This is a genomic window from Virgibacillus sp. LDC1 (genome assembly GCF_025792345.1).
Classification (GTDB): domain Bacteria; phylum Bacillota; class Bacilli; order Paenibacillales; family Paenibacillaceae; genus Paenibacillus_AQ; species Paenibacillus_AQ lautus.
In genome coordinates, this window is the sequence record NZ_JAOXLZ010000001.1 from 1,681,552 (window position 1) to 1,708,528 (window position 26,977).

24 protein-coding genes are annotated in these 26,977 nt (G+C 41.8%); 7 read left to right on the forward strand and 17 right to left on the reverse strand.

All coding sequences use genetic code 11. The features are described 5' to 3' along the window. Positions 1 to 100 precede the first annotated feature (100 nt). The 5 genes from OHJ21_RS07600 to OHJ21_RS07620 all read right to left on the reverse strand — a co-directional run bounded on the left by OHJ21_RS07600 (position 101) and on the right by OHJ21_RS07620 (position 3,407). Positions 101 to 1,003, reverse strand: coding sequence for a DMT family transporter (locus OHJ21_RS07600; protein ID WP_100537116.1), 903 nt, complete (start codon positions 1,001 to 1,003; stop codon positions 101 to 103). 54 nt (positions 1,004 to 1,057) lie between these two features. Continuing rightward, positions 1,058 to 1,864 (reverse strand): glutamate 5-kinase, encoded by an 807-nt coding sequence (proB, locus tag OHJ21_RS07605; protein WP_486019704.1) that lies wholly within the window; start codon positions 1,862 to 1,864, stop codon positions 1,058 to 1,060. A 1-nt stretch (position 1,865) separates the two neighbouring features. After that, on the reverse strand, positions 1,866 to 2,405 hold the full coding sequence (locus OHJ21_RS07610) for a prolyl-tRNA synthetase associated domain-containing protein (RefSeq protein ID WP_100537118.1): 540 nt from the start codon (positions 2,403 to 2,405) through the stop codon (positions 1,866 to 1,868). A gap of 130 nt (positions 2,406 to 2,535) precedes the next feature. After that, on the reverse strand, positions 2,536 to 2,928 hold the full coding sequence (locus OHJ21_RS07615; RefSeq protein WP_486019705.1) for an EamA family transporter: 393 nt from the start codon (positions 2,926 to 2,928) through the stop codon (positions 2,536 to 2,538). After that, positions 2,922 to 3,407: a DMT family transporter gene (locus OHJ21_RS07620; protein ID WP_486019706.1), complete on the reverse strand. Its 486-nt coding sequence runs from the start codon at positions 3,405 to 3,407 to the stop codon at positions 2,922 to 2,924. The genes OHJ21_RS07615 and OHJ21_RS07620 overlap by 7 nt, the downstream gene beginning before the upstream one ends. Before the next feature lie 158 nt (positions 3,408 to 3,565). On the opposite strand from OHJ21_RS07620, the gene OHJ21_RS07625 reads away from it, so the two are divergent. Further along, positions 3,566 to 4,450, forward strand: a complete 885-nt coding sequence (locus OHJ21_RS07625) for a LysR family transcriptional regulator (RefSeq protein WP_207797499.1) — start codon at positions 3,566 to 3,568, stop codon at positions 4,448 to 4,450. A gap of 1,005 nt (positions 4,451 to 5,455) precedes the next feature. Here the strand turns inward: OHJ21_RS07625 and OHJ21_RS07630 are convergent. Beyond that, positions 5,456 to 5,608 (reverse strand): hypothetical protein, encoded by a 153-nt coding sequence (locus tag OHJ21_RS07630; protein ID WP_165789634.1) that lies wholly within the window; start codon positions 5,606 to 5,608, stop codon positions 5,456 to 5,458. A gap of 944 nt (positions 5,609 to 6,552) precedes the next feature. On the opposite strand from OHJ21_RS07630, the gene OHJ21_RS07635 reads away from it, so the two are divergent. The 4 genes from OHJ21_RS07635 (at position 6,553) to OHJ21_RS07650 (ending at position 12,479) form a co-directional block, all read left to right on the forward strand. Next, on the forward strand, positions 6,553 to 7,521 hold the full coding sequence (locus OHJ21_RS07635; RefSeq protein ID WP_326118410.1) for an ABC transporter permease: 969 nt from the start codon (positions 6,553 to 6,555) through the stop codon (positions 7,519 to 7,521). After that, entirely contained in the window at positions 7,515 to 8,399 is an 885-nt protein-coding gene (locus OHJ21_RS07640) for a carbohydrate ABC transporter permease (protein WP_100537121.1), read from the forward strand. The genes OHJ21_RS07635 and OHJ21_RS07640 overlap by 7 nt, the downstream gene beginning before the upstream one ends. 41 nt (positions 8,400 to 8,440) lie before the next feature. After that, complete coding sequence (locus OHJ21_RS07645; RefSeq protein ID WP_486019707.1) at positions 8,441 to 10,078, forward strand: extracellular solute-binding protein; 1,638 nt, start codon at positions 8,441 to 8,443, stop codon at positions 10,076 to 10,078. Between the two features lie 88 nt (positions 10,079 to 10,166). Continuing rightward, positions 10,167 to 12,479: a helix-turn-helix domain-containing protein gene (locus OHJ21_RS07650; RefSeq protein WP_165789635.1), complete on the forward strand. Its 2,313-nt coding sequence runs from the start codon at positions 10,167 to 10,169 to the stop codon at positions 12,477 to 12,479. A 392-nt stretch (positions 12,480 to 12,871) separates the two neighbouring features. On the opposite strand, the gene OHJ21_RS07655 is transcribed toward OHJ21_RS07650, so the two are convergent. The 4 genes from OHJ21_RS07655 to OHJ21_RS07670 form a co-directional block, all read right to left on the reverse strand. Then, positions 12,872 to 13,768 (reverse strand): CPBP family intramembrane glutamic endopeptidase, encoded by an 897-nt coding sequence (locus OHJ21_RS07655; protein ID WP_100537123.1) that lies wholly within the window; start codon positions 13,766 to 13,768, stop codon positions 12,872 to 12,874. Between the two features lie 150 nt (positions 13,769 to 13,918). After that, positions 13,919 to 14,563, reverse strand: coding sequence for a response regulator (locus tag OHJ21_RS07660; RefSeq protein WP_100537124.1), 645 nt, complete (start codon positions 14,561 to 14,563; stop codon positions 13,919 to 13,921). Next, positions 14,550 to 15,725: a sensor histidine kinase gene (locus tag OHJ21_RS07665; protein WP_486019708.1), complete on the reverse strand. Its 1,176-nt coding sequence runs from the start codon at positions 15,723 to 15,725 to the stop codon at positions 14,550 to 14,552. The genes OHJ21_RS07660 and OHJ21_RS07665 overlap by 14 nt, the downstream gene beginning before the upstream one ends. 542 nt (positions 15,726 to 16,267) lie before the next feature. Next, positions 16,268 to 16,798, reverse strand: coding sequence for a DedA family protein (locus OHJ21_RS07670; protein WP_100539373.1), 531 nt, complete (start codon positions 16,796 to 16,798; stop codon positions 16,268 to 16,270). A gap of 649 nt (positions 16,799 to 17,447) precedes the next feature. Between OHJ21_RS07670 and OHJ21_RS07675 the strand changes: the two genes are divergently transcribed. Both OHJ21_RS07675 and OHJ21_RS07680 read left to right on the forward strand, forming a co-directional pair. Next, a complete protein-coding gene (locus tag OHJ21_RS07675) occupies positions 17,448 to 18,299 on the forward strand; it encodes a CPBP family intramembrane glutamic endopeptidase (protein ID WP_100537125.1) in 852 nt (283 codons plus the stop codon). A gap of 18 nt (positions 18,300 to 18,317) precedes the next feature. Continuing rightward, positions 18,318 to 18,926 (forward strand): TetR/AcrR family transcriptional regulator, encoded by a 609-nt coding sequence (locus tag OHJ21_RS07680; RefSeq protein WP_100537126.1) that lies wholly within the window; start codon positions 18,318 to 18,320, stop codon positions 18,924 to 18,926. Positions 18,927 to 20,381: 1,455 nt separating this feature from the next. On the opposite strand, the gene OHJ21_RS07685 is transcribed toward OHJ21_RS07680, so the two are convergent. The 7 genes from OHJ21_RS07685 to OHJ21_RS07715 all read right to left on the reverse strand — a co-directional run bounded on the left by OHJ21_RS07685 (position 20,382) and on the right by OHJ21_RS07715 (position 26,889). Further along, positions 20,382 to 20,957 carry a VOC family protein gene (locus tag OHJ21_RS07685; protein ID WP_326113718.1) on the reverse strand — a complete coding sequence of 192 codons (576 nt, stop codon included), beginning with the start codon at positions 20,955 to 20,957 and terminating at the stop codon, positions 20,382 to 20,384. Positions 20,958 to 20,985: 28 nt separating this feature from the next. Next, positions 20,986 to 22,338 (reverse strand): helix-turn-helix domain-containing protein, encoded by a 1,353-nt coding sequence (locus OHJ21_RS07690; protein WP_486019709.1) that lies wholly within the window; start codon positions 22,336 to 22,338, stop codon positions 20,986 to 20,988. A 545-nt stretch (positions 22,339 to 22,883) separates the two neighbouring features. Continuing rightward, on the reverse strand, positions 22,884 to 23,258 hold the full coding sequence (locus tag OHJ21_RS07695; protein WP_100537127.1) for a YciI family protein: 375 nt from the start codon (positions 23,256 to 23,258) through the stop codon (positions 22,884 to 22,886). Positions 23,259 to 23,488: 230 nt separating this feature from the next. Further along, positions 23,489 to 23,893, reverse strand: coding sequence for a signal peptidase I (lepB, locus tag OHJ21_RS07700; protein WP_486021007.1), 405 nt, complete (start codon positions 23,891 to 23,893; stop codon positions 23,489 to 23,491). Then, positions 23,830 to 24,150 (reverse strand): hypothetical protein, encoded by a 321-nt coding sequence (locus OHJ21_RS07705; protein ID WP_486019710.1) that lies wholly within the window; start codon positions 24,148 to 24,150, stop codon positions 23,830 to 23,832. Before OHJ21_RS07705 ends, lepB begins: the two co-directional genes overlap by 64 nt. A gap of 1,111 nt (positions 24,151 to 25,261) precedes the next feature. Then, positions 25,262 to 26,311: a flavin-containing monooxygenase gene (locus OHJ21_RS07710; protein ID WP_486019711.1), complete on the reverse strand. Its 1,050-nt coding sequence runs from the start codon at positions 26,309 to 26,311 to the stop codon at positions 25,262 to 25,264. Positions 26,312 to 26,313: 2 nt separating this feature from the next. Then, the gene (locus OHJ21_RS07715) at positions 26,314 to 26,889 is read right to left on the reverse strand and encodes a hypothetical protein (protein WP_486019712.1); all 576 of its coding nucleotides are present in this window, start codon (positions 26,887 to 26,889) and stop codon (positions 26,314 to 26,316) included. Positions 26,890 to 26,977: the final 88 nt, after the last annotated feature.

A 26,977-nucleotide genomic window follows, 5' to 3' on the forward strand; every position in this document is an offset into this window, starting at 1 on the left:
GTTGCCGCGGTGGCGAACTGCTCCTGGATCGTTTAACTATCGTCTTCCGTTAGTTTAACGCAATTTTCTGTGATGAAAATTAACGTACTATCTATCTTTCTTAACTTGTATTTTTGTTTACTTTTATCTTTAACCATTGAATATTAAACTGTATGATCAATAACCCAGTAATAATAAATATCCCTCCGACTATTAATCTATTTGTTAGATGTTCAATTCCAAAAGCAATGGATACAACACTCGCAAATAATGATTCAGTCATTAAAATTAATCCGGTTGTAATCACATCAGTGTATTTTTGGCTATATATCTGTAACGTTTGTGCTACGAACGAAGCACTTACCCCTAATATTATTAGGGGTATTACTGCGTGTGACCAATCAATAAATTCGTAACCTTCACTTTCAAATATTAACGAATAAACCCCGCTCACAATTAATTGAGTCATTCCTAACATAAACGCAACGATTTGAGGTCGTGCACCAGTGGCAAAATGTCCATAATATACAATCTGAAAGGATAAGGCTAAAGCGGCTAAGACAGAAAGCCAATCCCCTAACTGGACATGAAATCCATCATCAATTACTCCAGTTAAATATGCCATTCCTACGAGACATAGCACAATTGAAATATAACTTTTTTTAGCAGGTTTCTTTCGAAATATAAGCCATGTAACAAAAGGAAGTATAACAACATACATAGCTGTTAAAAAAGCACTATGACTAGGTGTTGTAAACTTGAGACCAGAAGACTGCAACTGAAGAACAATGCAATTGATTAATCCAGCAAAAACGCCTACTCGAAATTCAGTACGAGTCATTTTATTGATGATTCTGAAAAAGAATAGATATATGAGTAAAGTAAAAATCAACCCCCGGAGAGAATTAATCAATCCCGGAGGCATCCCTGCAGCAATGGCTTGCTTGATAAAGGTAAAACTTGTTCCCCACAAAAATGCCACAATGATTAAAGCCAAATTTGCTTGTGTCTTTGATAGTTTCAATTTTGTTTTCCTTTCTTACCGAGGGAGCTAAATTGATAAGATAAATCTCATGAACTATCGCTTTGAGTGATTTCCTAAAAACAGCGTACCCACATTCGCTCCTTTAATAATGTCATACAGAGCAGATGGATTCTTGCCATTGGTAATGATCGTGTCAATCCCCTGCATGGTTGCCAACTGTGCTGCTTGTAACTTTGTTCTCATGCCGCCTCTACCCCGGCGGGAGCCAGATCCTCCTGCTAATGATTGTATTTTCTCATCAATAGTGTATATCCGTTCTATAAGCTTTGCGTCAGCATGTAACCGAGGATCATTGTCGTAAAAACCGTCAATATCGGATAGAATAACAAGTTTTTGAGCTCTACATAATACGGCAACAATAGCTGAAAGCATATCGTTATCGCCAAATAACCTGTCTTCAGACTCGATTTCGGAATAACTAACGGAGTCATTCTCGTTCACAACTGAAATGATACCCATCTCAAGTAAAGCATCAAAAGTGTTTGTCAAATTCTCTTTTTTTTCCTCGATTTCAATATCTTCAGCATTTAGGAGGATTTGCGCTATGGTCTTATCGTAATCATTAAAAAATTTATCATACAAAAACATTATACTGCACTGTCCCACCGCCGCCGCAGCCTGCTTCAATCGCATGGAAGTAGGCCGCGTTTTCATTTGAAGCTTATTTGAACCTATGGCAATTGCTCCGGAGGATACTAAGATAATCTCATAGCCCATATTATGAACATCAGACAATACACAGGCAAGACGATCAAAAGAACGCAAGTCGTTTTGTCCTATTTCATTTGTCAGTGTGGAAGTTCCAACCTTTACAACAATCCTATTCTGATATAGTCCCATGTTACACCTCAACAATAGATGGGATATGCTTCACGAAAGGCAGAAATCTGTGAATAATTTCTTCTGTTTTAATTTTCATATAACCTGTGGTTGTACCATCACTACATCCATACCATTCCTCATAGGTAATATCCTTATCAAGAACAATTTGTATCTCATTTTGTTTGTCAAGTAATGCACCAAATACCGTTGCCGCGCCGATTTTCGTTCCTAGCATATTTTCCATTAAATCCGAAGGAGCAAATGAAACTCGGGAAACTCCTAATGCATTGCTAAACTCCTTTGCCTTAAAAGACTTATCACCTGCCGTGATGAACAGGTAAAATGCTGTTTGCTGTCGGTTGCAAAGAAATAAAGTTTTGACCATCTTCATATTCATCTTTTTGTTGATCTGAACACAGTCTTCCATTGTAATTGCCTCGTCTGTATCTACACGTTCAAACGAAATCTGCAATTCTTGCAAGGTACGGTACGTTTTTTCTTGTAATACCGTCGTATACTCAGATGGTGCACTTGTATAAATATCACTGATAAAAAACATGATTAATGCATCCTTTCACTTAAAGTTTTCTGCATCAGTTAGTTTATCATTCTTAAATTAATTACAATAGCGAATAATAATCATATTATACATAACAATACCAGATGTATTATTGCCGTATATCTCTTCATTATTCATTGTTTGACCTTGAAGACCTTGACTCGCCTATCCAAATGGAACCTAATAGCAAAGCAGCGCCAATCAGTTGTTGCACAGACATTCCCTCTCTGATGATAAAGGCTGAAATCAGCAGTGAAGTAAGTGGATCAACATAGCTCAATACGGCAATACTTTGTGCCTTTAATCCTTTCATTCCTGCAAAGAACATGTAAAATCCAATTCCACCATGAAGAATACCTAGTAAAAGCAAAACAAAAATCGACTTCCCAGTGAGAGAAGAAAAATTAAATCCTTCGGTGAGTAACACTAAGGGGAATAATAGCAAAACCGATAAACCAAGTTGTAAAAGTGTAATGGTCAGGCCATCCAGACCCCGAATAAATTTGTTTGCCAGGGTTAACACGGCGTAAAACCCTGCTGGATCAGTCCATAACCGATTCCAAGCAAATGATTTCCGGTGCTACCCCCTGTACTGTTTTGCAGTATTAGAAATAATCCTAATAATGCAACAACGATACACATTACCTTTTTAAGCGATAATTTTTCTTTTAACACAAAAGGTGAAAACATAATTACCAAGACAGGTGCAAAATAATAACTTAATGCCGCATTGGCTATTGTTGTTTCCTTATACGCTTGAAATAAAAAAATCCAGTTCCCGCTTAGTGCTATACCTGCAATCAAAAGAACTAAGACGTTTGTGCGTACAAGGTCCCACGATACTTTCATTTTCTTAAATACAAAAATAATAAGTAGAAATACTGCTCCAATTAGACTTAGAAAGAACGCAATTTTACTTGAAGACAGGTCAATATATTTTGCGAATACGCCTACTGCGCCGAAGATAATCATCGAGAACATAAAATATAGTTTTTCCTTCAATTTAGATTCCTGCTTTCTTTTTGATCTTAAACAATGAGTTATCATCATTTGTTTTTTCAACATAGGTAGATTATCATATATTTAAAGATAACAAAAACGAATATTTATTATGTTAAGTATGACAAAAACAAATGAAAAGAGGACAAATAAATATGGATATGAATATTCAAAAATATAGGGCTTTTATCAAAACCGTCGAATATGGCAGCTTTACTAAGGCTGCAGGAGTGCTGAATTATTCTCAGTCCGGGATCAGCCGCATGATTAACGATTTAGAAAAGGAATGGCAAGTGTCACTTCTTGAACGTGGTCGTGCTGGTGTTCGTTTGACTTCTGATGGGTTAAAGTTGTTGCCTTTTGCTCAAAGCGTATGTAACGAATTTGAGAAATTACAAACTCAGGTAGACGAACTAAACGGTTTGCAATCCGGGTTAATTCGGATTGGAACGTTCTCCAGTGTGGCAACGCATTGGCTTCCTAAGATTATCAAGGAGTTCCAAAAAGACTATCCTAATATTGATTATGAGCTATTATTGGGAGACTATACCGAAATAGAAAGCTGGATCTTGGAGGGGCGCGTGGATTGTGGATTTATTCGGCTACCGACAAACCCAGAGTTTGAAACAATTTTTTTGGAGCAGGATAGATTACTAGTCATTTTGCCAGAAGATCACCCCATGGCCGACTGTGAACATTTTCCTGTAATAGCGTTATGTGATTATCCCTTCATGCTTTTAGAAAAAGGCGCTAAAGCTGAAATATCGGAGATTTTTGAAAAATGTAACATTAAACCCAATGTACATTTTACAACATGGGATGATTATGCCATTATGTCCATGATTGAAAGTGGATTGGGAATCAGTATTTTGCCAGAGCTTATACTGCAACGTATTCCATACCGAATTATAACGAAAGAACTGGATATACCCGCTTACCGTAAGATAGGACTAGCAATGAGAGATAAAAAAACAGCATCACTTGCCGTCAAGAGATTCATTGATTACCTGCAACATAGAAACAAATCTATACACGATGAGGTGTAATAAATGATAAAGCTAGTTCAACCGAAGCCTTTTTTTCTATAAGGAGGAAATAAGGCCGTATATTGCTGCATTCCTTTACAAGTAATACTCGCCATGTTAAACAGCTCGACTATGTTTCCCCATTAGTCATCTTAATTAAGATACGATTCGAAGGGTCTGATATTAAACTAACCTGCCCGTTAGCTTAATGAAATTGCATGGAAACATAATTAGATACTTATCTAATCGGTAATCGGACCATGTTCTTGTCCTTTACGGCAATCGGTACAAGTTCTTGTCCTTGGCTCGGGACAAGAACTTGTACCGATAAAACAAAAAAGCCGCTAAAATAGCGACTTTCAATGGGACCATGTTCTAGTCCTTCCACATTTATTTCTATGTTTTTTGGAGCATCTTATGCTCATCACTTGGATTGTTCATGATAAGCATTGTAATATTAATTATTGAATCGACCTTTTAAGTTTGAAGGAATTAGGATTAAATTAACCTGCCCGTTTCGTCTGTGTTTAGACGTTGGCTTTTACCTTCTAATTACTAAAATAACATGTAAGACGTATGCCATAAGTATCTTTTAAGTAAGCATCTGTTGCAAGAATAATTTGTTTCATAGGATTTGTGATCTCTAATATCGAGACCCCTGGCTGGACAATAGATATTTCAAATTCCGTTTCAAAACCAGCTCTCACCATCTTTTTTAACATATTTAGAGGTGCCGGTGAAAATATCGTTAGGAATCACGAGTGGGAAGCATTGTGGTAAGGCGTTGAATTGAATGAGCACAGTCGTTTCCTTTTTCGAACGGGAGACAATGCGCTTTACCACAGCTCACCTGTCCCAATATATTCCTACTCTTCTGGTGGTTTTCTATCTGGTGCAGCAAGAAAATCATGTCGTTCCACATTTGAATCTATAAATTCCTTGTAATAATATTAAACTCCGAGTTTCTTCATCATCAGTAAGTTAGTCAACCCAGACTCTCCCAACATCTCTCTATATAAAGCCTCTTCAGCCGTTTTCTCCAGGATCAATATTTCCACCAGGTAACCTAAACTGTACACCTGGCACATTAAAGTAAACTAATAATTTTTTTCTTCCCATCTGATCTGTTTGTGCGATAAAACCGAAGGATTTTCTCTTTAGGGGTTTATTCGCCTTCATTGAATTATCTTCCTCAGAATTAGATTTTATACCGTTGCATGCTTTTCACATAACGTCTTAGTCTTAATCACGAAATTCGCAAAAAATTCCATAATTATTTAGGGTGTTCGCGAAACTTTTGAATTATCCTGCCCGTTAGCTTAATGAGATTGCATGGAAACAATGTTAGATACTTATCTAATCGGTAATCGGCTCATGTTCTGGTCCATTACGGCAATCGGTACAAGTTCTTGTCCTCAACTCGGGACAAGAACTTGTACCGATAAAACAAAAAAGCCGCATTTCTTCATTTAAGGTAGTTATGATATGTCAAAGATAGTCAAAGTCAAAGATATTACAAATGGCGTGTTTGTTTGCTATGATCAATCGATTTATCACTCGGTTTTCCATCAAGTTGCTCGACGTAAGGTAATAAGCCGTTGTTCCCTGAATCAGAGTGTTCTGCGATGACTGCTGATGAACGATATTGGTATTGCATAATACCAGCCTATAAAATAAAAAAGCCGCTAACTTAGCGACCTCTTTTTCGCCGTCAGGGTTATACTCCGGTACGTATTTTAAATCTTTGAGTTTTTCATGGACAAGTCTTCTCCTTTACGATACCCGCCATCACGAGTTTAACTAAGAGAATATTCTCTTGCTCAACTACACTTGTCTGGTAATCGGCACTTCACAAACAATTTGTTGGATACTTTATTTTGTTCACCATATCTCAGCGGCGAATCAGTCGATCTATCACACTGATCAAACCAAGGTCAACAACTTTTTTTCGAATATGATCACTTTCATTCAACATGACCTTATTTTTTTGTTTTTCACCATAAATTCATGTCAGTTGTAAAGAAAAGCCGATACCGAAATTACTGCAGATGTACAAAAAAAACAATCTCCTGTACATTAATTTTCAATAACTCGACACATTTTGAAACCAGGAGAAGGAGGTGATGAGGTTTTTGATTAAAACTGAAGTGCAACAACCACACCAAGAAAAGCCGGCTGCCGCCCGCTCCCTCTCCCGTGCCAGAACGCTCTGGAAGAACTGGGAGCTGTATCTGCTCATCCTTCCTGTTGTGGTATATTACATTATTTTTCATTATGTACCCATGTATGGAGTGCAGATCGCCTTTAAAGACTTCATCGCATCAAAAGGGATTACCGACAGTCCTTGGGTAGGCTTTAAACATTTTGAACGCTTTTTTGACAGCTACTATTTTGAGAGATTGATTATGAACACCCTGGAGATTGGGCTTTATGAGCTAGCGGTGGGCTTCCCTGTCCCTATTCTGCTGGCACTCATGATCAACGAGGTAAGAAGTAAGCGCTTTAAAAAGACCATTCAAACGGTAACCTATGCCCCCCACTTTTTGTCTACTGTCGTGCTTGTCGGTATGCTATTCATCTTCCTGGATCCGAATTCCGGTATGATCAATACGATCATCCGATTGTTTGGCGGTGACCCGGTTGCCTTCATGACTCAACCCGGATGGTTCAAGACCATTTATGTCTTTTCAGGTGTCTGGCAATCCATGGGCTGGAGTTCCATCATTTATTTAGCCGCCCTAACCGGCATCGATCCGCAGCTTCATGAAGCAGCCAAGGTGGACGGCGCCTCTCGTTTAAAACGAATATGGCACATCAATCTGCCAGGCATTATGCCAACTATTATCATTTTGCTTATTATGAATGTCGGCTCCATTATGGCTATAGGGTTTGAGAAAGTCTTCCTTATGCAAAATGATCTTAACCGGGACAGCTCAGATGTTATCGCGACATATGTGTACCGAAGCGGGATTTTAGGCGCCCAGTACAGCTTCTCTGCTGCCATCGGACTGTTTAATTCGATTATAAACTTCATTTTGCTCGTAACGGTCAACTTCATATCCAAAAAGGTGGGACAAACAAGCCTATGGTAAAGGAATCTGCGGGCGACCGCCTCTTTGACATCATCAACTATATTCTTCTGGCCATCGTACTGATCATTGTCCTGTACCCTCTCATCTTTGTGGCCGTTGCGTCTATCAGCAACCCGGCTGCCGTTGTGAAAGGAGAGGTATGGCTTCTGCCCAAGGAAATAAATTTCACGGGTTATGAAAAAGTATTTGCGAACAAGGAAATTCTGAACGGTTATATGAACACCATTCTCTATACCGTTGCAGGCACGATCGTGAATGTTGGAATGACCATTTTGGCTGCCTATCCCCTGTCGCGAAAAGATTTTCGCGGGCGGAATATCTTCACTGCGCTTTTTGTTTTCACCATGTTCTTTAGCGGCGGTTTAATTCCAACTTATCTGATCGTTAAGGACCTCGGGATGACCAACACGATGTGGGCACTGATTATCCCTAATGCGGTGGCTGTCTGGAATATCATTATTATGCGCACCTTCTTCCAGCAGAGCATTCCATTTGAAATTCAGGAATCGGCCCAAATTGACGGCTGCGGTAACTTCAAAATTTTGCTGAGAATCATCCTACCTCTCTCGATGCCGATTTTGGCTGTCATGACCCTTTTTTACAGTGTTGCTCACTGGAACTCCTTCTTCAGTGCATTAATCTATCTGACAGAGAGGGACAAATACCCGCTTCAGCTTTTTCTTAGAGAAATTCTAATTCAGAGCAATATGCAAGATATGATCCAGACTAGTGAGGAGTCGCTAGCCAAAACGATTATGGAGGCGGAGTCGATCAAATACGCACTTGTCATTGTGGCCAATCTGCCCATTTTACTACTGTATCCATTTCTTCAGCGCTATTTTGTTAAAGGCATGGTCATCGGAGCTATCAAAGGTTAAACCTTTATTCAATCTTTATTCATATATTAAGGGGGCGTATTATGAGAAAGTCCATGAATCTGTTTCAATCCGGTCTCAAAGTATCGCTGGCTGCCATCATGTCTTTTTCCATCCTGGCGGGCTGCAGCGGCGGAGGTTCTGATGGACCTGCGGAGGGAGAAGCTCCAGAAGCTTCAAGCAACTTTAACCCAACGGGTCTGCCGATTGTTAAGGAACCCATCACGTTGAAGATGATTGCCGGCAAGGCGCCGACCACGGCACCCGATTGGAACACGACAATGCTATGGCAGGAATATGAAAAAATGACCAACATCAAAGTCGAATGGGAAATGGTTCCGAATGACACGATGACGGAAAAGCGTAACATTTTGCTTGCTGGCGGCGATTATCCGCACGCCTTTTTCACGGCAGGCATTCCGCTGGCTGATCTTCAGAAATATGGTCAACAGGGCATTTTCATCAAACTCAATGATTTAATCGATCAACATGCACCAAATATGAAAGCGCTTTTAGAAAAATACCCTGACGTAAAAAAAGGACTTACGATGCCGGACGGCAACATCTACTCCTTCCCTGGCGTTTACGACCCCGAATTTAAATCTGTGCTCTCTTCTGCAAAAATGTGGGTCAAACATAGCTGGCTGGATGAACTTGGCCTGAAGGAGCCTCAAACGACGGATGATTTTTACAACATGCTGAAAGCTTTTAAAGAAAAGGATCCGAACAAAAACGGACAACAGGACGAAATTCCTTACATGGGTGTCGGCGTCGATAGCCTGATGAACTATTTAAAGGGCTCTTGGGGCCTCAGCAATCACGGAATCCGTAATGCCAATGTAGATCTCCAGCCGGGAACCGAAGAACTCCGCTTTATTCCAACCGACCCGAAATATAAAGAAATGTTGGAGTACATGAACAAGCTGTATAAGGAAAAATTGATCGGCGAGGACGTTTTTACTGTCCAAGCTAATCAATATTATGCTAAGGGTGCGGAAGGTGTTTATGGAGCAACCATAACGACAAGTCCTTATACTTTGATGAACCAGGATGATTATATTGGAGCCACCGCATTAAAAGGGCCGCATGGCGACCAAATCTGGGCTGCAATCGGTTCACCCCTTGCTACTCCTGGTGCTTTTGTCATTACCGACAAAAATCCAAACCCGATTGAAACGGTTCGCTGGATTGACTACCTGTACGGTGAGGAAGGCAGCAAAATGTTCTTCATGGGCTTTGAAGGAAAATCTTATCATGTCACGGCAGACGGACAGTTTGAATATTCGGATGAAATCACCAAGAACCCGAGCGGACTTACATTCGAGCAAGCATTGATTAAGTATGTTGTATGGCCTGGCGGCGGTTATCCGAATGTTGTCCAAGAGAAATTTTTCAAGGGTGCGGAGAGCCGGCCGGAAGCAGTTAAAACCGCTGAAAAATACGATCCATATGTTCCTGAAGAAGTATGGCCCGCCTTCTCTTTTACAGCCGAGGAAAATGAGGATATGGGCACGCTGGGAGCAGACATCAACAGCTACGTAACGGAGATGAGAGCCAAATTTGTTTCCGGCAGCGCCTCCTTCGATGAGTGGGATAACTACGTAAGCACTATAAACCAAATGGGCCTAGAGCGCTATATGGAAATTTACAAGAATGCGTATAATCGTTATAAACAGGATTAATTATACGGTACAGCTGACGATCGGGATGCCTCTCTCTTCCCGATCGTTGCCGTATCCTCATCTATTATGACGGGAGGCTGTGATGCGCATGATCAAAAGCCAGCGATTCTACCGATATTTTTTGTCATACATATTAATAACGGTAATTTCTCTGTCGATCATGAGCGGTGTAGTATACAACCTGGTATTAAGTTCTATGCGTGATGAAGTCCGCCACGCCATGATAAATTCACTCGATCAGTTCCGGAATGCCCTGGATCAGAGGATCCAAGAAATGGACCGGATGGCGCATCAGATTTCGAAGCATACAGATCTCACTCCTTTTAAAACAACGTCAACAGGCTACGGCGCCTACCTAGCGATCGATGAATTGAAACAGTTCCTCACCACAAACCGTTTTATTTCGGATATTGTCATCCATTATAACAGCCGCAAAGTAGACACCCTCTATGCCGCCAGCGGGACCTATGATATTAACCATTTTTTCAACGATATCTTTCGTTTTAAAAATTGGGACCAAAATCAATTTCTAATTGATAGCGCTTCCATATTATCGCCAGTCATGCGTCCAATGGATGCGGTGCTCGTAAATCAGGTTGCAGAACAGAACTATGTCGTTTATTCGGTCCCATTGGTAGCCAGTGCCGATACTCCTTACGGTACAGTCATGTTTCTTATTCCTGAAAAATCTTTTAACCAGCTTGCCGCTAATGTCCTTGGCGATTATAACGGTTCCGTGTATATTTTGGGTGACCAGGGCCAGAATCTCTATACCTATAACCGCGGCACAGCTGATGCCGGCCTGATGAATACTTTAACAGGTATGATGCCCGGAACCCAAAACCCCTGGAGCATTAATCATATACATTACCAGAATCAGGAGTACACGGTTACCAAAAAGGATTCCACAGCAAGGAACTACCGCTACCTCGCAGCCCTTCCATCGGATCAGATTATGTATAAAGTGGATCAAGTAAAAGACATTTATAACCTGACGGTATTTGGCATCTTTATTTTCGGTGTGGCTTTAGCCACTGCCCTATCGGTTCGGAATTATAAACCACTTCAGAAGCTTATGGGTGTGATTGCTGCCCAAAATCCGGCTTCACAGCTGCCTACACCGTCAGGCAAAAAGGACGAACTGGATGTTATCTCAACCGCTGTCGCAAATATGATCCGCGAAAATGAAGGGATGATCCACCAGCTGCATCATCAAGCTATTTCACTCCGGGAACAATTCGTACTCTCTTTGATCCGGGGAAAATACAAGACTAGAGAAGAAATTAATAGCTACCTGCATTCCGCAAACCTGCCGATGTATGATCCATTCTTTGCCGTCTTTTTGTTATATATCGATGATTATGAATCATTCTGTGCAGAATATTCAGACACTATGCAAAGCCATCTTAAAGACAGCCTCATAAGGGTCCTGGAGGAAGGGGCCGACGGTATCGGTCAAGGCTGCGGCGCAGAGCTCTTAGACGGACGCAGCATGGTCTTCGTATTGAATTTGAAAGACGGCCAGGATACAGAAGCTATTCTGCGTCAATACGCCGAACAAGTTATGTCTCTCATCCGGCATTATTTCCGATTTACCGTCACAATTGGTGTTGGATGCACTTATCCGGAGGTTAATCAGATTTCACAGTCCTTTATCGAAGCAAGCCATGCTGCGCGCTATCGGCTGATGCATGGCGGCTGTCGGATCATTTATTACCCTGACATTGACCAAAACCATGTAACCAAGCGGTCTTATCCTGTTGAGATTTTGGATCAGTTGGTAAAATCCATTCGACAGGGCGATCAACTGGCGGTGACAGATGCGGTTCAAAAAGCCATGACATACATCCGTGATCAGAACATGAGTGTGGAAGTCGCTTTGTTTATCTGCTTTGATATCGTTAATAATGTGGCCAAAACGCTCATTGAGCTGGAGATCGAACTTGATGAAGCAACCAACGAGACATTAGGTAAACTATTCGTTCCCCATCTGGAAACGATTGAGGAGCTGGAGCGATTAATCACTGACATCTGCCTTCGAGTCTGCATTACCACCAGCAGTAAGAAAGAAAGCGGGAATACAGAACTGCTTGATGAGATTAAAGCATATATTGAGGAAAACTACAAAGACCACTCACTCTCTCTAAAATGCATTGCTGACCAGTTCGGCATATCGGCTTCTTATGCTACTCGCTTCTTCAAAAACCAGACCGGTGAACCCCTAATGCGTTATATTGATTGCTTGCGAATGCAGGAGGCTAAGCAGTTGTTAAAAACAACTGAGCTTACGCTGAAAGATATTCTCTACGAGGTTGGTTATATTGATTCCACTAACTTTATTCGTAAATTCAAACGAAATGAAGGTCTGACGCCTATTCAGTACCGCAATCTTATGAATTAAGGATGTTCTGCGATTTTAAGCAGGTCTCGAGTCCCCGGTAACACCAAAGAAACCGCATCAAAAACATAGTTAGATGATTATCTAATCGGGAATCGGACTATGTTTGTGTCCTTTACAGCAGTCGGTACAAGTTCATGTCCTTGGCTCGGGACAAGAACTTGTACCGATAACATAAAAAAGCCGCTCAAATAGCGACTCTCTATGGGACTATGTTCTTGTCCCCCGACATCAACCCTTCGGCAATCCGATGTCTCTTCGGATGTACATAAATGCCCACCAACGGGATTGCAGACAAAGTCCAACATCACTTTCGTATAGACAGGTTCAGGCATCTACCCGAAAATCACCAAATCAATCAACCGCAATGATGTTTGCATTCATTCATCTGCCGTTTACTTTGATACAGGAAGGTTCCGGGCCACATCCCCTCGTTTCCGTGCAGTCCCAATTAGCATAGGAATGGAAATCAGAAGACTGACTACAACCGGAACAATAGAGCCCTCGAGTCCAAAGTCGCCCCCTGTGAGAAGTGCGGCACCATTCACCTTTACGGTAAAGAGACCGGCAGCAGGGTGTCCAGAAACAGGAATGCCAAGCAAGCCTTCAATGGCGTTCCATGCAAAATGCAGTCCCATGGTAAACCACAAGTTCCGCCGCCACAAGAAGGCGGCCCCGAGCAGAACACCCGCTTCCAGGACTATGGCGAACGCGCTCCATAATGTTGCCCCTGGATTTCCAAGATGGGCAACTCCAAAGAATAGAGAGGTCACAGCAAGCGCGAGCGGTCTTCCCCCCAATTGAGCAATGGCTTGAAACATAAGTCCACGAAAGATAAGTTCCTCGACAATGGCTGCTCCTAAAGCTGCTTCAAGGGAGGAGATTAGAACAGAACTCGTATCCGCAGAACTTGCCCACTGAAAGGAGTACCCTCCCAGAGCCATAATAATAAAAACGGACCCTGTGATAAAAATCGCCCCGGTTAGTACGCCCAGAACCGTTTCGATCCCTGCACGCTGTCTGGATATCTCTGGAGTGGACCGCCGGGCCAGGTATGTCAGCGTGAGCTTATAAACTAAGATGGCTAGAGATCCCATCACTAGTGTACAAACAAGGGAAACTGTCCCCTCTACTCGCGCTGACAGCTGCCGGAATAACGTATCGATGAGAATAATGCCGATAGCCCCCGCAATCATCCAGACGATAGGAAAGCGCCAAAATGAACTCCAAGCACTTAACTTCCCGCCATTCTGCTTCAGAAGTTCTTTATTTCTGGACATTTTTTTCTTCATATCTTATCGCCTCTTCTGTTGTTTGATGCTATGAGTATAGGCTGAAAAAGTCATAAAGAGACAGTGCGCTTTTGTCATAATTTATTCTATGGCTATATTCAAAAAAAGCCGGCAACCCTAATAAGTTACCAGCTTCTTGGGGATCGACTTTTAATGATCCATAATTCCCGAATCTCGGGCTTTACGGGTGGCCTCCCGCCTTCCTTTCACATTCAGCTTCGAATAAATCGTTGAGATATAATTTTTAACCGTCCCTTCACTAAGATACAGCGCCTCGGCAATGTCTTGATTACGCAGGCCAGAAGCCAGCTTATGCAGCACTTCTATTTCACGGGCAGTGAGCCCGAATTCATTATTTTTCGCAGGGGTGGCATTGTTGATGCTCTTGATCATTTTACTCGCCATTTCCTGCGAGATTAAAGTCCCTCCCGCCTGAACCACCCGTATGCCTGCAGCCAGGTCTTTGGGATGAAGAGCTTTGAGCAGATAACCTTCTGCTCCATAGCTTAACGCCGCTAACACATATTCTACTTCCTTATAGGAAGTCAGCATGATGATTTTGGTTGCAGGTATTCGTTCCTTAATCAGGGCCGTTGCGGCAACGCCATCCATGATTGGCATATTGATATCCATCAACACAATATCCGGCATAAACTGCTCGCAGCCCTTCATTGCTTCTTCCCCATTCTTGGCTAAACCGACAATTTCCAAATCTTCTTCCATGGACAGGACGATATGTAAGCTCTCGAGAATTAACTCTTGATCATCAGCAAGCAGCACTTTAATTTTCACCATGTGGAATCACTCCTTTCAGCGGGATTTCGCATCTGACTTCGGTTATCGCTGGAGTTCCCTCTCCAGATGTTAGGTGTAGGCTGCCACCCAACCGCTCGACCCGATGATTCATCGTGGTCAAGCCGAAGCCATAATTTAGCTTGTCGATCGGTATACCGTCATTTCGAACGGACAATTGCAGATTGCTCTCAGAAAATCTAAGCTCCAGATGCAGTTGAGATGCTTTTCCATGTTTTAGTGCGTTTGTAAAGGATTCCTGGATGACCCGAAGGACCGCTTGCCGTACTTCAAAACGTATGGACCGCTCTGTCTCCGGCAGACTCAAAGTCAGGGCCGTACCCGTGTGCTCCCGGAAACGGACCACAAGGGATTCAACCTGTTGGATCAGACTTGATTCCTCTTCTTCCCCCATCTCGTGTACGATGTTTCTCATTTCGTCCAGATTTTTCTCAGCCAATGTTCTTAAGCGAAATAACCGATCTTTGGCCTCGGCAGGCTTGCTATCCATAAGGGCAATAGAAGCATCAAGACTCAGAATGAGTGAGATAAAGGAATGCCCCAGTGTATCATGAAGTTCCTTGGACATGCGGTTGCGCTCTTCAAGCAAAGTCATTTTCTCGATCTCAGCCGTGTAGTGAGTTAACAACTTATTTTGCTGCTCCACTTCGGCTACCAGTTTATTCTTCTGATCATATGCATTGGCGACGAAGCTTGCCCATATGCCGATGAAGCAGAACAGCAGATTGTCTGCTCCGATACTTAGGGTTTTCTCCCAAGATAATCTTAGGTAAGACTGAAAGGAAAAAGGAATGAAAACAACTACGGGAATGATCCAAAGGGTTTGCTTAGTCAATAAGTACCCCATTGTAAGACTCGGCAGTAAATAGTCCGCTTTTGAAGTCAGATCCGGATGAATGACAGAATTCACATAATAAGAACCGCCAAGCAATAGCTCCAGTATGCAAAACCAGACTTTGTTCATCCGGCGCCCAGGAAACCAAAACAGCAACGGGACGACAAGAGCTATGCACAGCCAGATTACGTTCAATAACGTTCGGTTCGAAAATTCATTTACTGCCAAAACCCGGGACAGCAGCAAAATATAATGGTATAAACGAAGAGCGAATATACCCCAATCCATGAAAGATAATATTTTTCTCATATCATCATCTTACAGGAAATCTAAAGGGTGAATAATAAAAGATTTCTCAAATACAGTTTAAACGAAATATTTGCAGCACAATTGGAACAAAGAAAACGAATCTCCTACTGCCTTCTTTAAGGTTTCAGGGATTTCGCGGCTTTAGCGGTACGGTGAACCGTACCATAGTTTACAGACAGGTCATTCAGCTAACGGGGCTCAATAAAAACAAGAAGGCAGCCGATCAACGTGATCGGTTGCTTTTGTACGTATTTCTCCGCCGATAGGAGAATAAACATCGAGAAACCAATTTGTTCTCCATGCTACAATGAACGTCATGGAGGGGAATGTAAAATGCAGTAGTGTTGTGGATTTTTAAGCGTGATGGACACCATCATCCAGGACTATAAACGGCAGTAAGCGCATGAACCTCCGGCCCGGAGGTAAGAGAGTCTCTGAATCGCCTCCAACTACCTTTTCACAAAACTTGTCACTACTTAGGATAAGGTTCTTCACGCAATCTGTAACGGCAAGTATTTAGCTCTGTTGAAAGCCCTCGATTCTCAAGAGAAAAACAACCCCAAAATAGAACCATCATAATCCGAAAAATCAATATTTCCCCCTAGAAAATACCCAATTGAAATAAAAATCGCACACCAGCACATGGCTCCCAAGCCCGAGTAGAGTATATATTTCAGTGGGTTCATGGCGCTCATCCCTGCCAGATAACAGGTCAGATGGCGGAGCCCTGGGATATAGTAACCGATGCATATCGCCCAGGGGCCGTAACGCTCGAACCAGCTCTCTGTTTTCTCTATCCTCTTGGTCGTGAACCTGACCCATTTTCCATACTTCCACAGCAACGGCTTGCCGAACTTCCGCCCAAGGGCGTAACTGCAGAGCATACCACTCATAGCCCCGAGGACGCTGATCACAAGGGATACCGGGAAATCAAGCAGCCCCATTGACGAAAGATAGCCAACCATCGTCATAAGAACCTCATCAGGCACAGGCAAACCAATAATGCCAAGCGCAAGGCATAGGAAGATGGCAATATAACCGTAATGGATAACGATATCTTGTAAGAAAGCGATGATGTTCACACTCCAGTTCTAATGGCTTTGGGCAAGGATTCATCGCCCTTACAGGTATTTTAATGCCTCCCTTGTCAATAAACCTAGTGCCGAATTGTCACATGTCTCTTTCAAAGTGGCTGCATGTCATGGATGACAAAATGCAACTTGTGGGTGTGACAACTCCTTTGCCATACTGGGCTCAGCCGCCGATCGTTAAGAGGCAAATCTAATAGGCAAGGAGACATCATTTATGAAGAAATGGATTCGCACGAATCTCGCAGTTCTGCTATTAACTGTTCTGCTATTGACTGTTACGGTCATTACCGCTTATATCGGACTAGGGAAAACACCTAGTACCCCGCAGGCTCCCCCGCCAGTTGCATCTGAGGAGGCCAGCATGTACCTATTGTGACACTGAAGTAACTCATATTCTCTTTAGGGAGATGCCATTACTGAAAAAGCAGTCCATCCTCATTCGAGGTCAGGCTGTTTTTTTTCAGTTAACTTCAACATTGGGCTCACGGATAAAAACACAGTGTAGGCTTATAAATCCATTACCGATTGCAACCACCCGATCTTGTTCAATCTTGACAGATATTTATTAAACATTTATATTGTAACTACCGACTAAATAGTCGGTATTATAAAAGAGAGATAGGTGCATGTCATGGTAAAGAAATATGGCCTTCAACCGCCGATCCCACTCAGCTTTAAATCTTTAGCAGGATTCATCCTCATTTTTGTGATTTGGCAAGGCGGCACGTTAATGTGGTTAGAACTAACGAATATTATGATTCCCGCTACCCGCGCAGGCTTACCTAGCTTTATCACGCTTTTTTTGTCATTTTGTTTCCTGATTCTCGGAGTCTTTCTTATCACTAGATATTTCTTCAAGATTCGTTTTCGCACATTTCTGTTTGAAGGCAAAAGGTTCGACTTCCGAAAGTTTGCGATTTATTTTTCATTGTATTTTTTAGCCCTTATCCTCTACTTGATTATCGATATAAACGTTCATCCTCAAGCCTTTACGCTTCATTTCGATCCGCTGCCGTGGTTAGGCGTATTCATTATTGTCACTCCTTTGATTTTGGTTCAAAGCGCTGCTGAAGAAATTTTGTTCAGAGGCTATATGTACCGTATGTTCAGATCATTAAGAGGCGGAGCTTTCTGGTCCATCCTCATCACATCCCTGACCTTTGCCCTGGTCCATGGCTTTAACCCTGAGATGCTAAGTTACGGAATTTGGGGACCGCTTTATTACCTGTTGGGGGCATTCTTTCTGGGAATCGTTACTTATCACACCAATGGTCTGGCTGCTCCCATCGGAATCCACTTTGCCACAAATATTTTTAATACAACCATTTGGTCATATGGGGCATCTACGGTAGAAAACATGGGGCTGCAAAGTATTGTTTATCGCCACACGCTGAATATGCCGTTTGCATTCTTTGGGATTTTTGCTATCGTTGTCTCATATGGCGTTTTTCAGTTTTTTAAATATAAAAGGAACCGTTCGTAAGGTTCCCGGGGGAGCTTTATGACCAGAAGACGATTGCCGGCAGAAGAAGCAAAAACGATTATTTTACACCATGCTAAGTTATTATTTATTGAAAAAGGTTATGATCGGACCACAATGGACGACATATGTGCTTCGACGCAGATGAGTAAAGGCAACCTGTATCATCATTTTAGAAATAAAGAGGTGCTCTTTCTCCAATTGCTGGCCCAGCATGCCGAACAAATGTCACAAAAGTGGCTTCGTTCGGCCGAGCAATCCACGTCTCCAAGCGAACAGTTGATCGCAATGGCTGATTTATTCGGAAGAGATTGTGAAAGTCCCTTACTCCCTGCACTCGAAGAGTATGCCAAAACACTATCCAGCGAATCCGAGGCATTGGCTACATTGAGAGAAATTACAGAAGCAGCCTATCGTGCAATAAGACAATTGCTGCAAACAGGGATTGACCAGGGCGTCTTCATTCAAGAAGATATCGAAACGTTGAGTTTTACTGTGATGTCCACATTGTCTGGAGCGACGCAGCTCTGCCTAACGATGCCAAAATTAAGCGGGGACGAATACGCAGCCCTGCATGTCAATGCGATCAAGCTGCTGTTAAAGGGAATAGCAATGGATGAACCCAACTGATTAAATTCATTGGTTAAAACAATACAATGGGATCGGACATGATGAGGGTAACAGATATCGACACGCATACCGGTATTGGTAGTGTTCGAGGAAGAGAGAATGGGACTTCGTACAAAAAATGACCCTCAAGCAAAAAAGCCGCATATACACGAAGGTATAAATCAGTGGTGAGCGGCTATACTCATATTGAGTGATGTTTCCCCAATTCACTCCCTCAATACCAAAACCCTGCTGGCTTCATCGCTGGCAGGGTTTTCCTCATTTCATTAAAGATCGTAATCCAATCAAACAACGGACGAGACTGTTCAAAATTATAATTACTTTTGAAAGAAATTCTCAGACTTCTGGCCTCGATCTATTACGTTGAATGACTTCAAGGCTGCCGATCTTGCCAAGTTAATGGAGCAGCTCGGCCTTCCGATATGAATACGACTTTAATCTATACTCATAGTGCCTAAGAGGATCGACGTCATTCGATAAACAAGTCCGACAGTTAATTTTCTGTTTATTAGAGCGAGTAGTTACTCCCTAAGTTTTTATTCAATCAATGCAATAAGTAAGTCTATGTTAAACGGATATAAAAGGTGTGTATATGCCCAGCCCCTTCCCCTTACATTTTTTAATGGCGACCTAGCACTCATTAACGATGCCATCTCATTAAGATCTCCACTTGTGTCATAAGAATCGTATGCTCAGTTTCTTCATTATTCATTTACTCAAACACCATTTAATCCCATATCAACATCTTCACTTTTCCGTCCCTTTTCTTGCATGGAGGTTATTTCCTTCAACTTAGTAAACACCAATAAAGCAAAAAAAGTTACATAACAAAATTCATTCTTTTCTGAATGATGGTTATAAAAGTGAAAATCTGGCGTCCCATAAGACACGTTCTCCTTCAATCTTTATATCTGCAATATCCATATGTTTGTTCTCAACATGTAAGTGTACGGTCGAGTCAGGAGCCTTTGGCTCGGGACAAGACTTGTACCGATAAAACGAAAAAAGCGGCTAATAGCGACTTTCAAAGGGATCATGCTCTTGTCCCTCGACACCTTCACAGAAGTAATAAAAAAAATTAAAAAAATTCTATAACTTCCTTCGAGAATTTTGATATATATTACAATAGATAACAAATAATGAGGCATGTAACTTGTTGCATACAATTATTTTCCTTCTCAAAAAAAATTGATGGGGGGTGTGAAGAAAAGAATATAATCATTGAGTATTTGTACAGTCATAGATCTCAAATCAAATAAATCGCTATTTTCAAGGAAGCCTAGTTAACACTAAGCTTCCTTTTCCTATGTCCCTAAAGGTAGACAAAAAAGGATCGTCAGCATTTTTGCAACGATCCCTATTGTCAGTCCGCTAGTTGAAAACATCAGCTGATCACGTTGATGCCTTCTTGTTTTTATAGCTATCGTTTCCCGTTAGCGTAATAGATCTGTTCGGTTATGGTTGCCAAACCTCCCATATGTTTCCGTCAGGGTCAGCAAACGTTATGTTTGGTCCGCTTGTGACCCGTTCTCCTAAAATATTCACTCCGTTTTTCTTAAAACGTTCAAATAGCTCTTCGATCCGTGGTGTAATAAAACATGCCATTGCATGGGGTTTGCCGCTGTCCAATGACCATGAAAAGCGTAAACGACCGCCCTCTTCGTCTGATTTGTGAAGGAACAGAGCGGGTACAGCTTGCCTTAAACCAGGTGAAGGCAGGTTTCCATTCCGATCGGGAAAATTCAAAACAGCCATCACAATCCCGGGCTCAACACGATCGTTGTTTGCAGGTTGGTACCCTAAATTCTTTTGGTACCATTTAATGGACTCGTAAACATCCTTTACTGGTACGTAAATACAAGTAATACCCGTAATGTCTTCCAGTCCTTCTTCCATTTTGAATTCCTCATTTTCCTTCATATCCGTTTCATCCCTTTGTTCATCAACGTTTCTAATCATTTTTAATGCTGCTGGAATAAGAGTAGGCTTGTAACCATCTGCGTTATGGTACTTTCTCGCACTTCGACCCATTTTTCATACATCCTTTCAGATACAAAGATCATCCTCGTAAAATGACAGGTACGCAGCACTCTACAGAAACTGAGCGTTCGAATTCCCTTCCCTCACCTGGATTATTCCCTATATAAGGTACGTAGTACGAATACCACGAGCGTTTGCCATCTGGTCCATAATCCGGGGTCGAACTAAGCCAGCGATAGATCCGTTCAAGCACTCCTGACATTGAGCCATAAGCTCTTGTGGTTATACAGGCGTACAGTCCGCCTTCCAAGTAGTTCGTCCGATGCAAATCCTCCTTTGACGGGACAAATTCATCCGGTGGTGCAATGTGGACTTCATATGCGAGTCTTTCATCCGCTGGAAAGCTGCAACTCATGAATAGATTGATGCGAGTATCCCCGATAAACCCATTCCTTCTTAACCATTGGACAGAAGCCTTGTCTGCCCGTATCACGCAATCCTTCCCTTCCTCTCGAAAAGAGATGACCTTCACCGCTGAACGCTCCAGGATTTCGATGGTTTCTGTCTCATGACGGCGCTCGACAGGGAGATAGAGCTTCAAGCGAGCAATCTTTTTGCTGAACTGTTGATACTCTTCAAGAAAATTATGTTCTCCGAGTTCGAACGTACTTAGCGGAAGCCAATCGGAGACCAAATGATTCCAAGTGTCAATGATTGTCCGACAGGACCCCGCCGTAGTACGCGTTACCGCATAAAGACCTCCAGGCAGTTCAATAAGGTGTAAGTTCGGATCTTCTATGCAAGGTGTCACGGTCTCGCCGACAGCCGCCAGTTGGTAGCCGTAGCGTTGTTGACTTCCTTGCATATCAACATTCCACCCGAATATCCTCAATTGATTCAAGTCTAGCCCTCTCTTTTCCAAGATGGTATGGAATTGGATAAGGGCATCATCTTCAATGCCTTCCTCCTGTTCGGCGGCATAGAGAAAACCTATACCTTTCTGAGGAGACAGTCGGATAACCTTTACGTCTGGGAAACGATCGAACATCTCTCTTTCTTCAAGGTAGGTCACTCGTTCAAGCAGGTTGATCCGCTCAAAACTGAATATGAATTCCGCTTGTCGATACTGACCCGGAGTCAAACCAGTGTTTCGCTTAAATGTATTGATGAATGTTTGGTACGATTGAAATCCGCAACCAATCCCAATGTCGATAGTTGCATGATCGGTATAACGCAAAAGACGGGCTGCTTCGCTAATCCGGCGTTTGCGTACATACTCTTTAATTGGGTGGCCCGTCATCGCATAAAATAAGCGGTATAAATTGGGAACCGACATAACGGCAGCCTCTGCGATGTTTTCTAACGAAAGGGGCTCATAAAGTTGTTCTTCTATATAGTCGATCGCCAGCTGGACTATTCCGGATGTCTCCATATCTAGCCTCCTTTTAAGACCGAAGACGTTGTTCGGAGTATTTTTTATCGCTAAATTCAGCTTAGCAAATCCCATCTGGAATAGACTGTATTTTTTTATCAAAAACAATCACCTGTCAAGAATACAAAAGAAAGAAGGTTGCAAGTCGATTATTTATCAATTTGGCAATTTTGAGTGGCATCACTCTTTGGTTTTTAATAAAGTCGTAAACTCGTTCCGGTTTCAAAGGCAAGTCTTTTGCCAGTCAATCAGCTTCTTGATCGGCCATTATGTTCTTTTATGATTGATTAGGTCTATAGAAAGATCCCCCGACACTCCTCTTCAAACCAATCGGACAAGTAGGGCGTTGCATCCAACAGACAGCTATTTAATGCTTGCAGCAATTCATATCCAGCTAGGGATCTGTCTGTGCTCGAACCGAAGCCCCGCTTCTTATCTCCTTCACGATCTCCGCACTGACTGTAACGGCAACTTTTAAGGCCACTCCTTGCGGAATGGCCCTTACTTTCATATATTGAACGATCTTTTCCGTAAAACAGTTGATTCTAGTCTCTCGATTCAAAGTAATTGATCGGCCGGATCTCAATCCCCCATCCAAACTGCTCGCCTGATGCCACTTGTACAGTTGGATGTAAGGAAGCAATCCGGATAGCTTCCTCCATATCCCGTGCTTCTATGAGAAAAGCACTACCGATCATCTCCTTCGTTTCGATAAAAGGACCGTCCATAACCTTCACTTTCCCATTCGCCCGCCGCAAGCATTTCGTTTCGGATGCGAGACCAGCATCGATAATCACTTGGCCGCTCTTGTAGAAATTTTCTAGGTGGGGTGGACATTCGTTCATTATAGCATCAATCTCATCCTTTGGGCGGGCATCCATTTTATCTGACTCCAAGTAACCCAAGCACAGAAATTTCATTTCATTTCTCCTTTAACGTATGAGTTTGAAGCATTCTTTCTTGCCTCTATTTAATTGACGAACGGTATATAAAAAAATCGACATACCCTAGAAAATATTTTAATAAAATAATCTTTATAATTATATAGAGCGATCTTCCGCAGGTTTGCTTTTCAAAATTTCACTTTCAGCTCATTTAATAGCAAATTTCAATCGCTGTGTTTGTATGGAACTAACGTTTCCCGTTAGCTTTACGGGCTACCGATCACCCCAACCACTTTCCCCTCAATTTTATCTGTGGGTAATGAGCCGAACAATTTGCTATCATTACTGCGTAACCAATCATCACCTACAAGATAAGCGCTGTCTTCGGGGATCTCGATTTCCTCCATGCTCAGTTGTTGAAAATAATCCACATTGTTTTTAATGTTTTTTCGTATGTAATCTTCTAAGTCAACACGCTCTAAAGCTTTTTTCAAACTATCGAGATCAGCACCCAGTCGATGTGCTCTTCCGTAAAAGGCATCAAGCAATTTCCCGTTAATATAGATCTGTCCTTTTTCAATCTTTACTTTTTCGCCAGGTAACCCGATTAATCTAGAAATACTGTACTCACTAAGATTCTTTTTAGTTTCAGGATTTGTAAAATATACGATATCACCGCGACCATCGCATGATCATTGTAATACTTCAAATCAACCACAACCTGACCTTTTAAATCATGATTCCCACGATCCATGTTGTCATAGTTATGATTGTAGATGACCTGCCCGGAATCTAACTCATTTTTGGTTACTGTATTAATCGTTGGTTTGGTTATGGAATCAGTTATGATTTTACTTGTTCGATCTGAACTACTACATGCTGCAAATATCAGTCCAAATACAATAACGATAATGACCACTTTCATCATTTACCACTCCCCTCGGACTTCTTTTCCTTTATACGAAACTTTAGGTTAAGTGTTCCAAAATTACAGTGGCTTGATTGAACTAATCTGCCCGTAAGCTTAATGAGATTGCATGGAAACATAGTTAGATCCTTATCTAATCGGTAATCGGACTATGTTCTTGTCCTTTACGGCAATCGGTACAAGTTCTTGTCCATGGCTCAGGACAAGAACTTGTACCGATAAAATAAAAATGTCGCTAAAATAGCGACTTTCAATGGGGCTATGTTCTTGTCTAAGCCCCTCCTGAACGTACTTTTGACCGTTGGAATGAAATTATATCCTCTTTAAATGCACTTGTGTAAACAATTGAATCAAGATCCTTCAGAATTTAGTTCTGAAGTTAGATGAAGGGCAAGGTTATATATAGATTTTGTTGCAGTATCTCTCTGCTCTTGGTCTATGCCGTCTACTCTCAAATCAATATCAAACATTCTTCCAACGCGTTTCCCAGTTTATTTTTTCTAGCAGAGCGATTATTCAAATGTTGAAGAACTTTATTCGTACATGTATCTTGCATGGGGTCACGTTAACAACCTAATTTTACAATATTCTTCCTAGAAATAAAATACTAAGAACCCTGTGTTTGCCTATATCTGTTCTAGTAATCAGCGATTTCAGATTACAACCAAATTTCTTAGGGCAGTCAGTTAATACAACAGAAAAGACGCTTCCCGCATGCGACTTTCTAAGCTTCCATATTCTTGTCCCCTCTATCTGCCTCCTTCGTTAAAAAAATGTTAGATGGTTATATGAATCATAAAAAAGGCTCCAGATAATTTTGCTGGAGCCTTTTAACTTATATCATGTCGTTAATCAGATAACTATTACGATGTAATTCTCGATTTTGATCCTTGAACCTAATATTTAATAAAAGCCTTGGATTCATCCAATTATGATTTTCTTTTTCCGCAAATTGATATATGGTTTGACCGTTAGAATTTTAAATGCTCCTTCTCATCCAGTTCTTCTTCCCAACGTTTGTTTGAATGCTGGATATTTGGATAAGAATTAATCACATGAAATTCCATTTGAATCTCTTTTCTTATGAAACTTGCTAACCTGCTATAAAAGTTCACTTAGCATTTTTATGAATATGGTTCACAACATACTTTGCATCCGGACCAACCCCGCGGAGGGTTGCTGAAGCAAAGGTTCGTTGTCCGGATAGGCCCACATAATATAGACCGGGTACAACTGTACTTACGCCTCGGTCTTGTAATGGATCTCCCTTAGGATCAAGCCCTTCAAGATCTTTGATAAAGGAAAGATTGGAACGAAACCCAGTTGCAAAAATAACACTATCCACCTTCTCTTTTGAACCATCTGGCCAGATCACCCCATCTTCATAAAACGATGTAAACATGATCTTTTGCTTTGGATTGCCATCCTTCAACCTTTGTTTATACCCATCCAGGTCCATGACGGAAGATGCTTTGGCTAATGACTTCCCTATCCGCCAATGAGAATCGATACCGGTGATAATAAACCAAAAATGAATATCCTTTCCTAAAAAACGCTGCGGAACAAGCGAGACCGGCTCACGAACAGCTAACGTGGTATTGGATATTTCCGCTAACTCCATTGCGATTTGCACGGCTGAATTTCCCCTACCAACAACGATAATCGATTGATCCCGAAAGGGATCCGGTTTCTTATAAAAGGCGGAATGTACGATAGTACCTCTGAAATCTTCCTGGCCCTGTATCGATGGGATATATGGCTTGTTAAAAGAACCGGTAGCGCAAATCACGTTGCGTGCTGTATATGTCTCTCCCGAAGTTGTACGAACTTGAAAAACACCTGATTCTTTAGAAACTTGCTCAACACGTTGATGAAAGGTAATCGGTAACTGAAAGTGAGACGCATAGTTTTTAAGATACTGAACAACCTCATCTCGATTGGGGTATCGATCACCTGGAGGCAGTATGGATAGTCCGGGTAGGGATGAATATTTAGCCGGCGAAAACAGCTTTAAACTATCGTAGTAATTCGGCCACGAACCTGCAGCTTCCCCACTCGCTTCCAAAATTAAAAAGGATAAACCTCTTTGTTTCAGGTGGTACCCTGATGCTAATCCCGATTGCCCGCCACCAATGACTAGGACATCTAAAACATGATTCATTGTCATTCTCTCCTCCCACATAATGTATGGTTATCAACATCACTTAGGATTTCACTTTTCCGATCCCTTTTCTTCACTCGAAGCAATACGAATTCACACAAAACTAACAATAGAGCAGCTCCAACATTCAATGCGGCGTCTCCTAGTACAGAGAGCAGTGTGACACCCAGAAACAGACCTAACGCGGCACCTATATCAACCGTCATGGAATACGAAAATACGACGTAATGTTTATTGGATGAATCAGCTGCATATTGAGCAGCATCAGCATCTAATAATGTAGTTACGATTGAAGATACGAGAAATAATAAGATAAGCGTTGAGAGCCACACAATAGTATGGAGATGGAATGCGATGATAACAAATAGAATACCAACCACTGTGATACTTCCTGTTAACCATTCTGTTCTCGACTGCCTGATATCACGAAACCTTCCAACCCAATAACCAAGGAAAGGATCTGCAGCTAATTTGAGGGTGAGTAGTATTCCTGTTAACGTTGCAGCACTAATCGAACTTAATAAAGATAAAGCACTAAAATCCCGCATTTCTATCCAGTTGCTTAGTGTCGATTTCACGGACCCTTGGAATAATAAAGAAATTACGTTATTTGCAAAATGCAAGTAATAACTCTTAGAATACGTCCCTTATTCCACTTCAAGGAGC

Coding starts and splice junctions, on each gene's coding strand:
- proB (WP_486019704.1), bottom strand. CDS start 1,864: ATGGGACTATATCAGAATAGGATTGTTGTAAAGGTTGGAACTTCCACA.
- OHJ21_RS07610 (WP_100537118.1), bottom strand. CDS start 2,405: ATGTTTTTTATCAGTGATATTTATACAAGTGCACCATCTGAGTATACG.
- OHJ21_RS07625 (WP_207797499.1), top strand. CDS start 3,566: ATGAATATTCAAAAATATAGGGCTTTTATCAAAACCGTCGAATATGGC.
- OHJ21_RS07630 (WP_165789634.1), bottom strand. CDS start 5,608: ATGAAGGCGAATAAACCCCTAAAGAGAAAATCCTTCGGTTTTATCGCA.
- OHJ21_RS07635 (WP_326118410.1), top strand. CDS start 6,553: ATGAGGTTTTTGATTAAAACTGAAGTGCAACAACCACACCAAGAAAAG.
- OHJ21_RS07640 (WP_100537121.1), top strand. CDS start 7,515: ATGGTAAAGGAATCTGCGGGCGACCGCCTCTTTGACATCATCAACTAT.
- OHJ21_RS07645 (WP_486019707.1), top strand. CDS start 8,441: ATGAGAAAGTCCATGAATCTGTTTCAATCCGGTCTCAAAGTATCGCTG.
- OHJ21_RS07650 (WP_165789635.1), top strand. CDS start 10,167: ATGATCAAAAGCCAGCGATTCTACCGATATTTTTTGTCATACATATTA.
- OHJ21_RS07655 (WP_100537123.1), bottom strand. CDS start 13,768: ATGAAGAAAAAAATGTCCAGAAATAAAGAACTTCTGAAGCAGAATGGC.
- OHJ21_RS07660 (WP_100537124.1), bottom strand. CDS start 14,563: ATGGTGAAAATTAAAGTGCTGCTTGCTGATGATCAAGAGTTAATTCTC.
- OHJ21_RS07665 (WP_486019708.1), bottom strand. CDS start 15,725: ATGAGAAAAATATTATCTTTCATGGATTGGGGTATATTCGCTCTTCGT.
- OHJ21_RS07675 (WP_100537125.1), top strand. CDS start 17,448: ATGGTAAAGAAATATGGCCTTCAACCGCCGATCCCACTCAGCTTTAAA.
- OHJ21_RS07680 (WP_100537126.1), top strand. CDS start 18,318: ATGACCAGAAGACGATTGCCGGCAGAAGAAGCAAAAACGATTATTTTA.
- OHJ21_RS07685 (WP_326113718.1), bottom strand. CDS start 20,957: ATGGGTCGAAGTGCGAGAAAGTACCATAACGCAGATGGTTACAAGCCT.
- OHJ21_RS07690 (WP_486019709.1), bottom strand. CDS start 22,338: ATGGAGACATCCGGAATAGTCCAGCTGGCGATCGACTATATAGAAGAA.
- OHJ21_RS07695 (WP_100537127.1), bottom strand. CDS start 23,258: ATGAAATTTCTGTGCTTGGGTTACTTGGAGTCAGATAAAATGGATGCC.
- OHJ21_RS07705 (WP_486019710.1), bottom strand. CDS start 24,150: ATGATGAAAGTGGTCATTATCGTTATTGTATTTGGACTGATATTTGCA.
- OHJ21_RS07710 (WP_486019711.1), bottom strand. CDS start 26,311: ATGAATCATGTTTTAGATGTCCTAGTCATTGGTGGCGGGCAATCGGGA.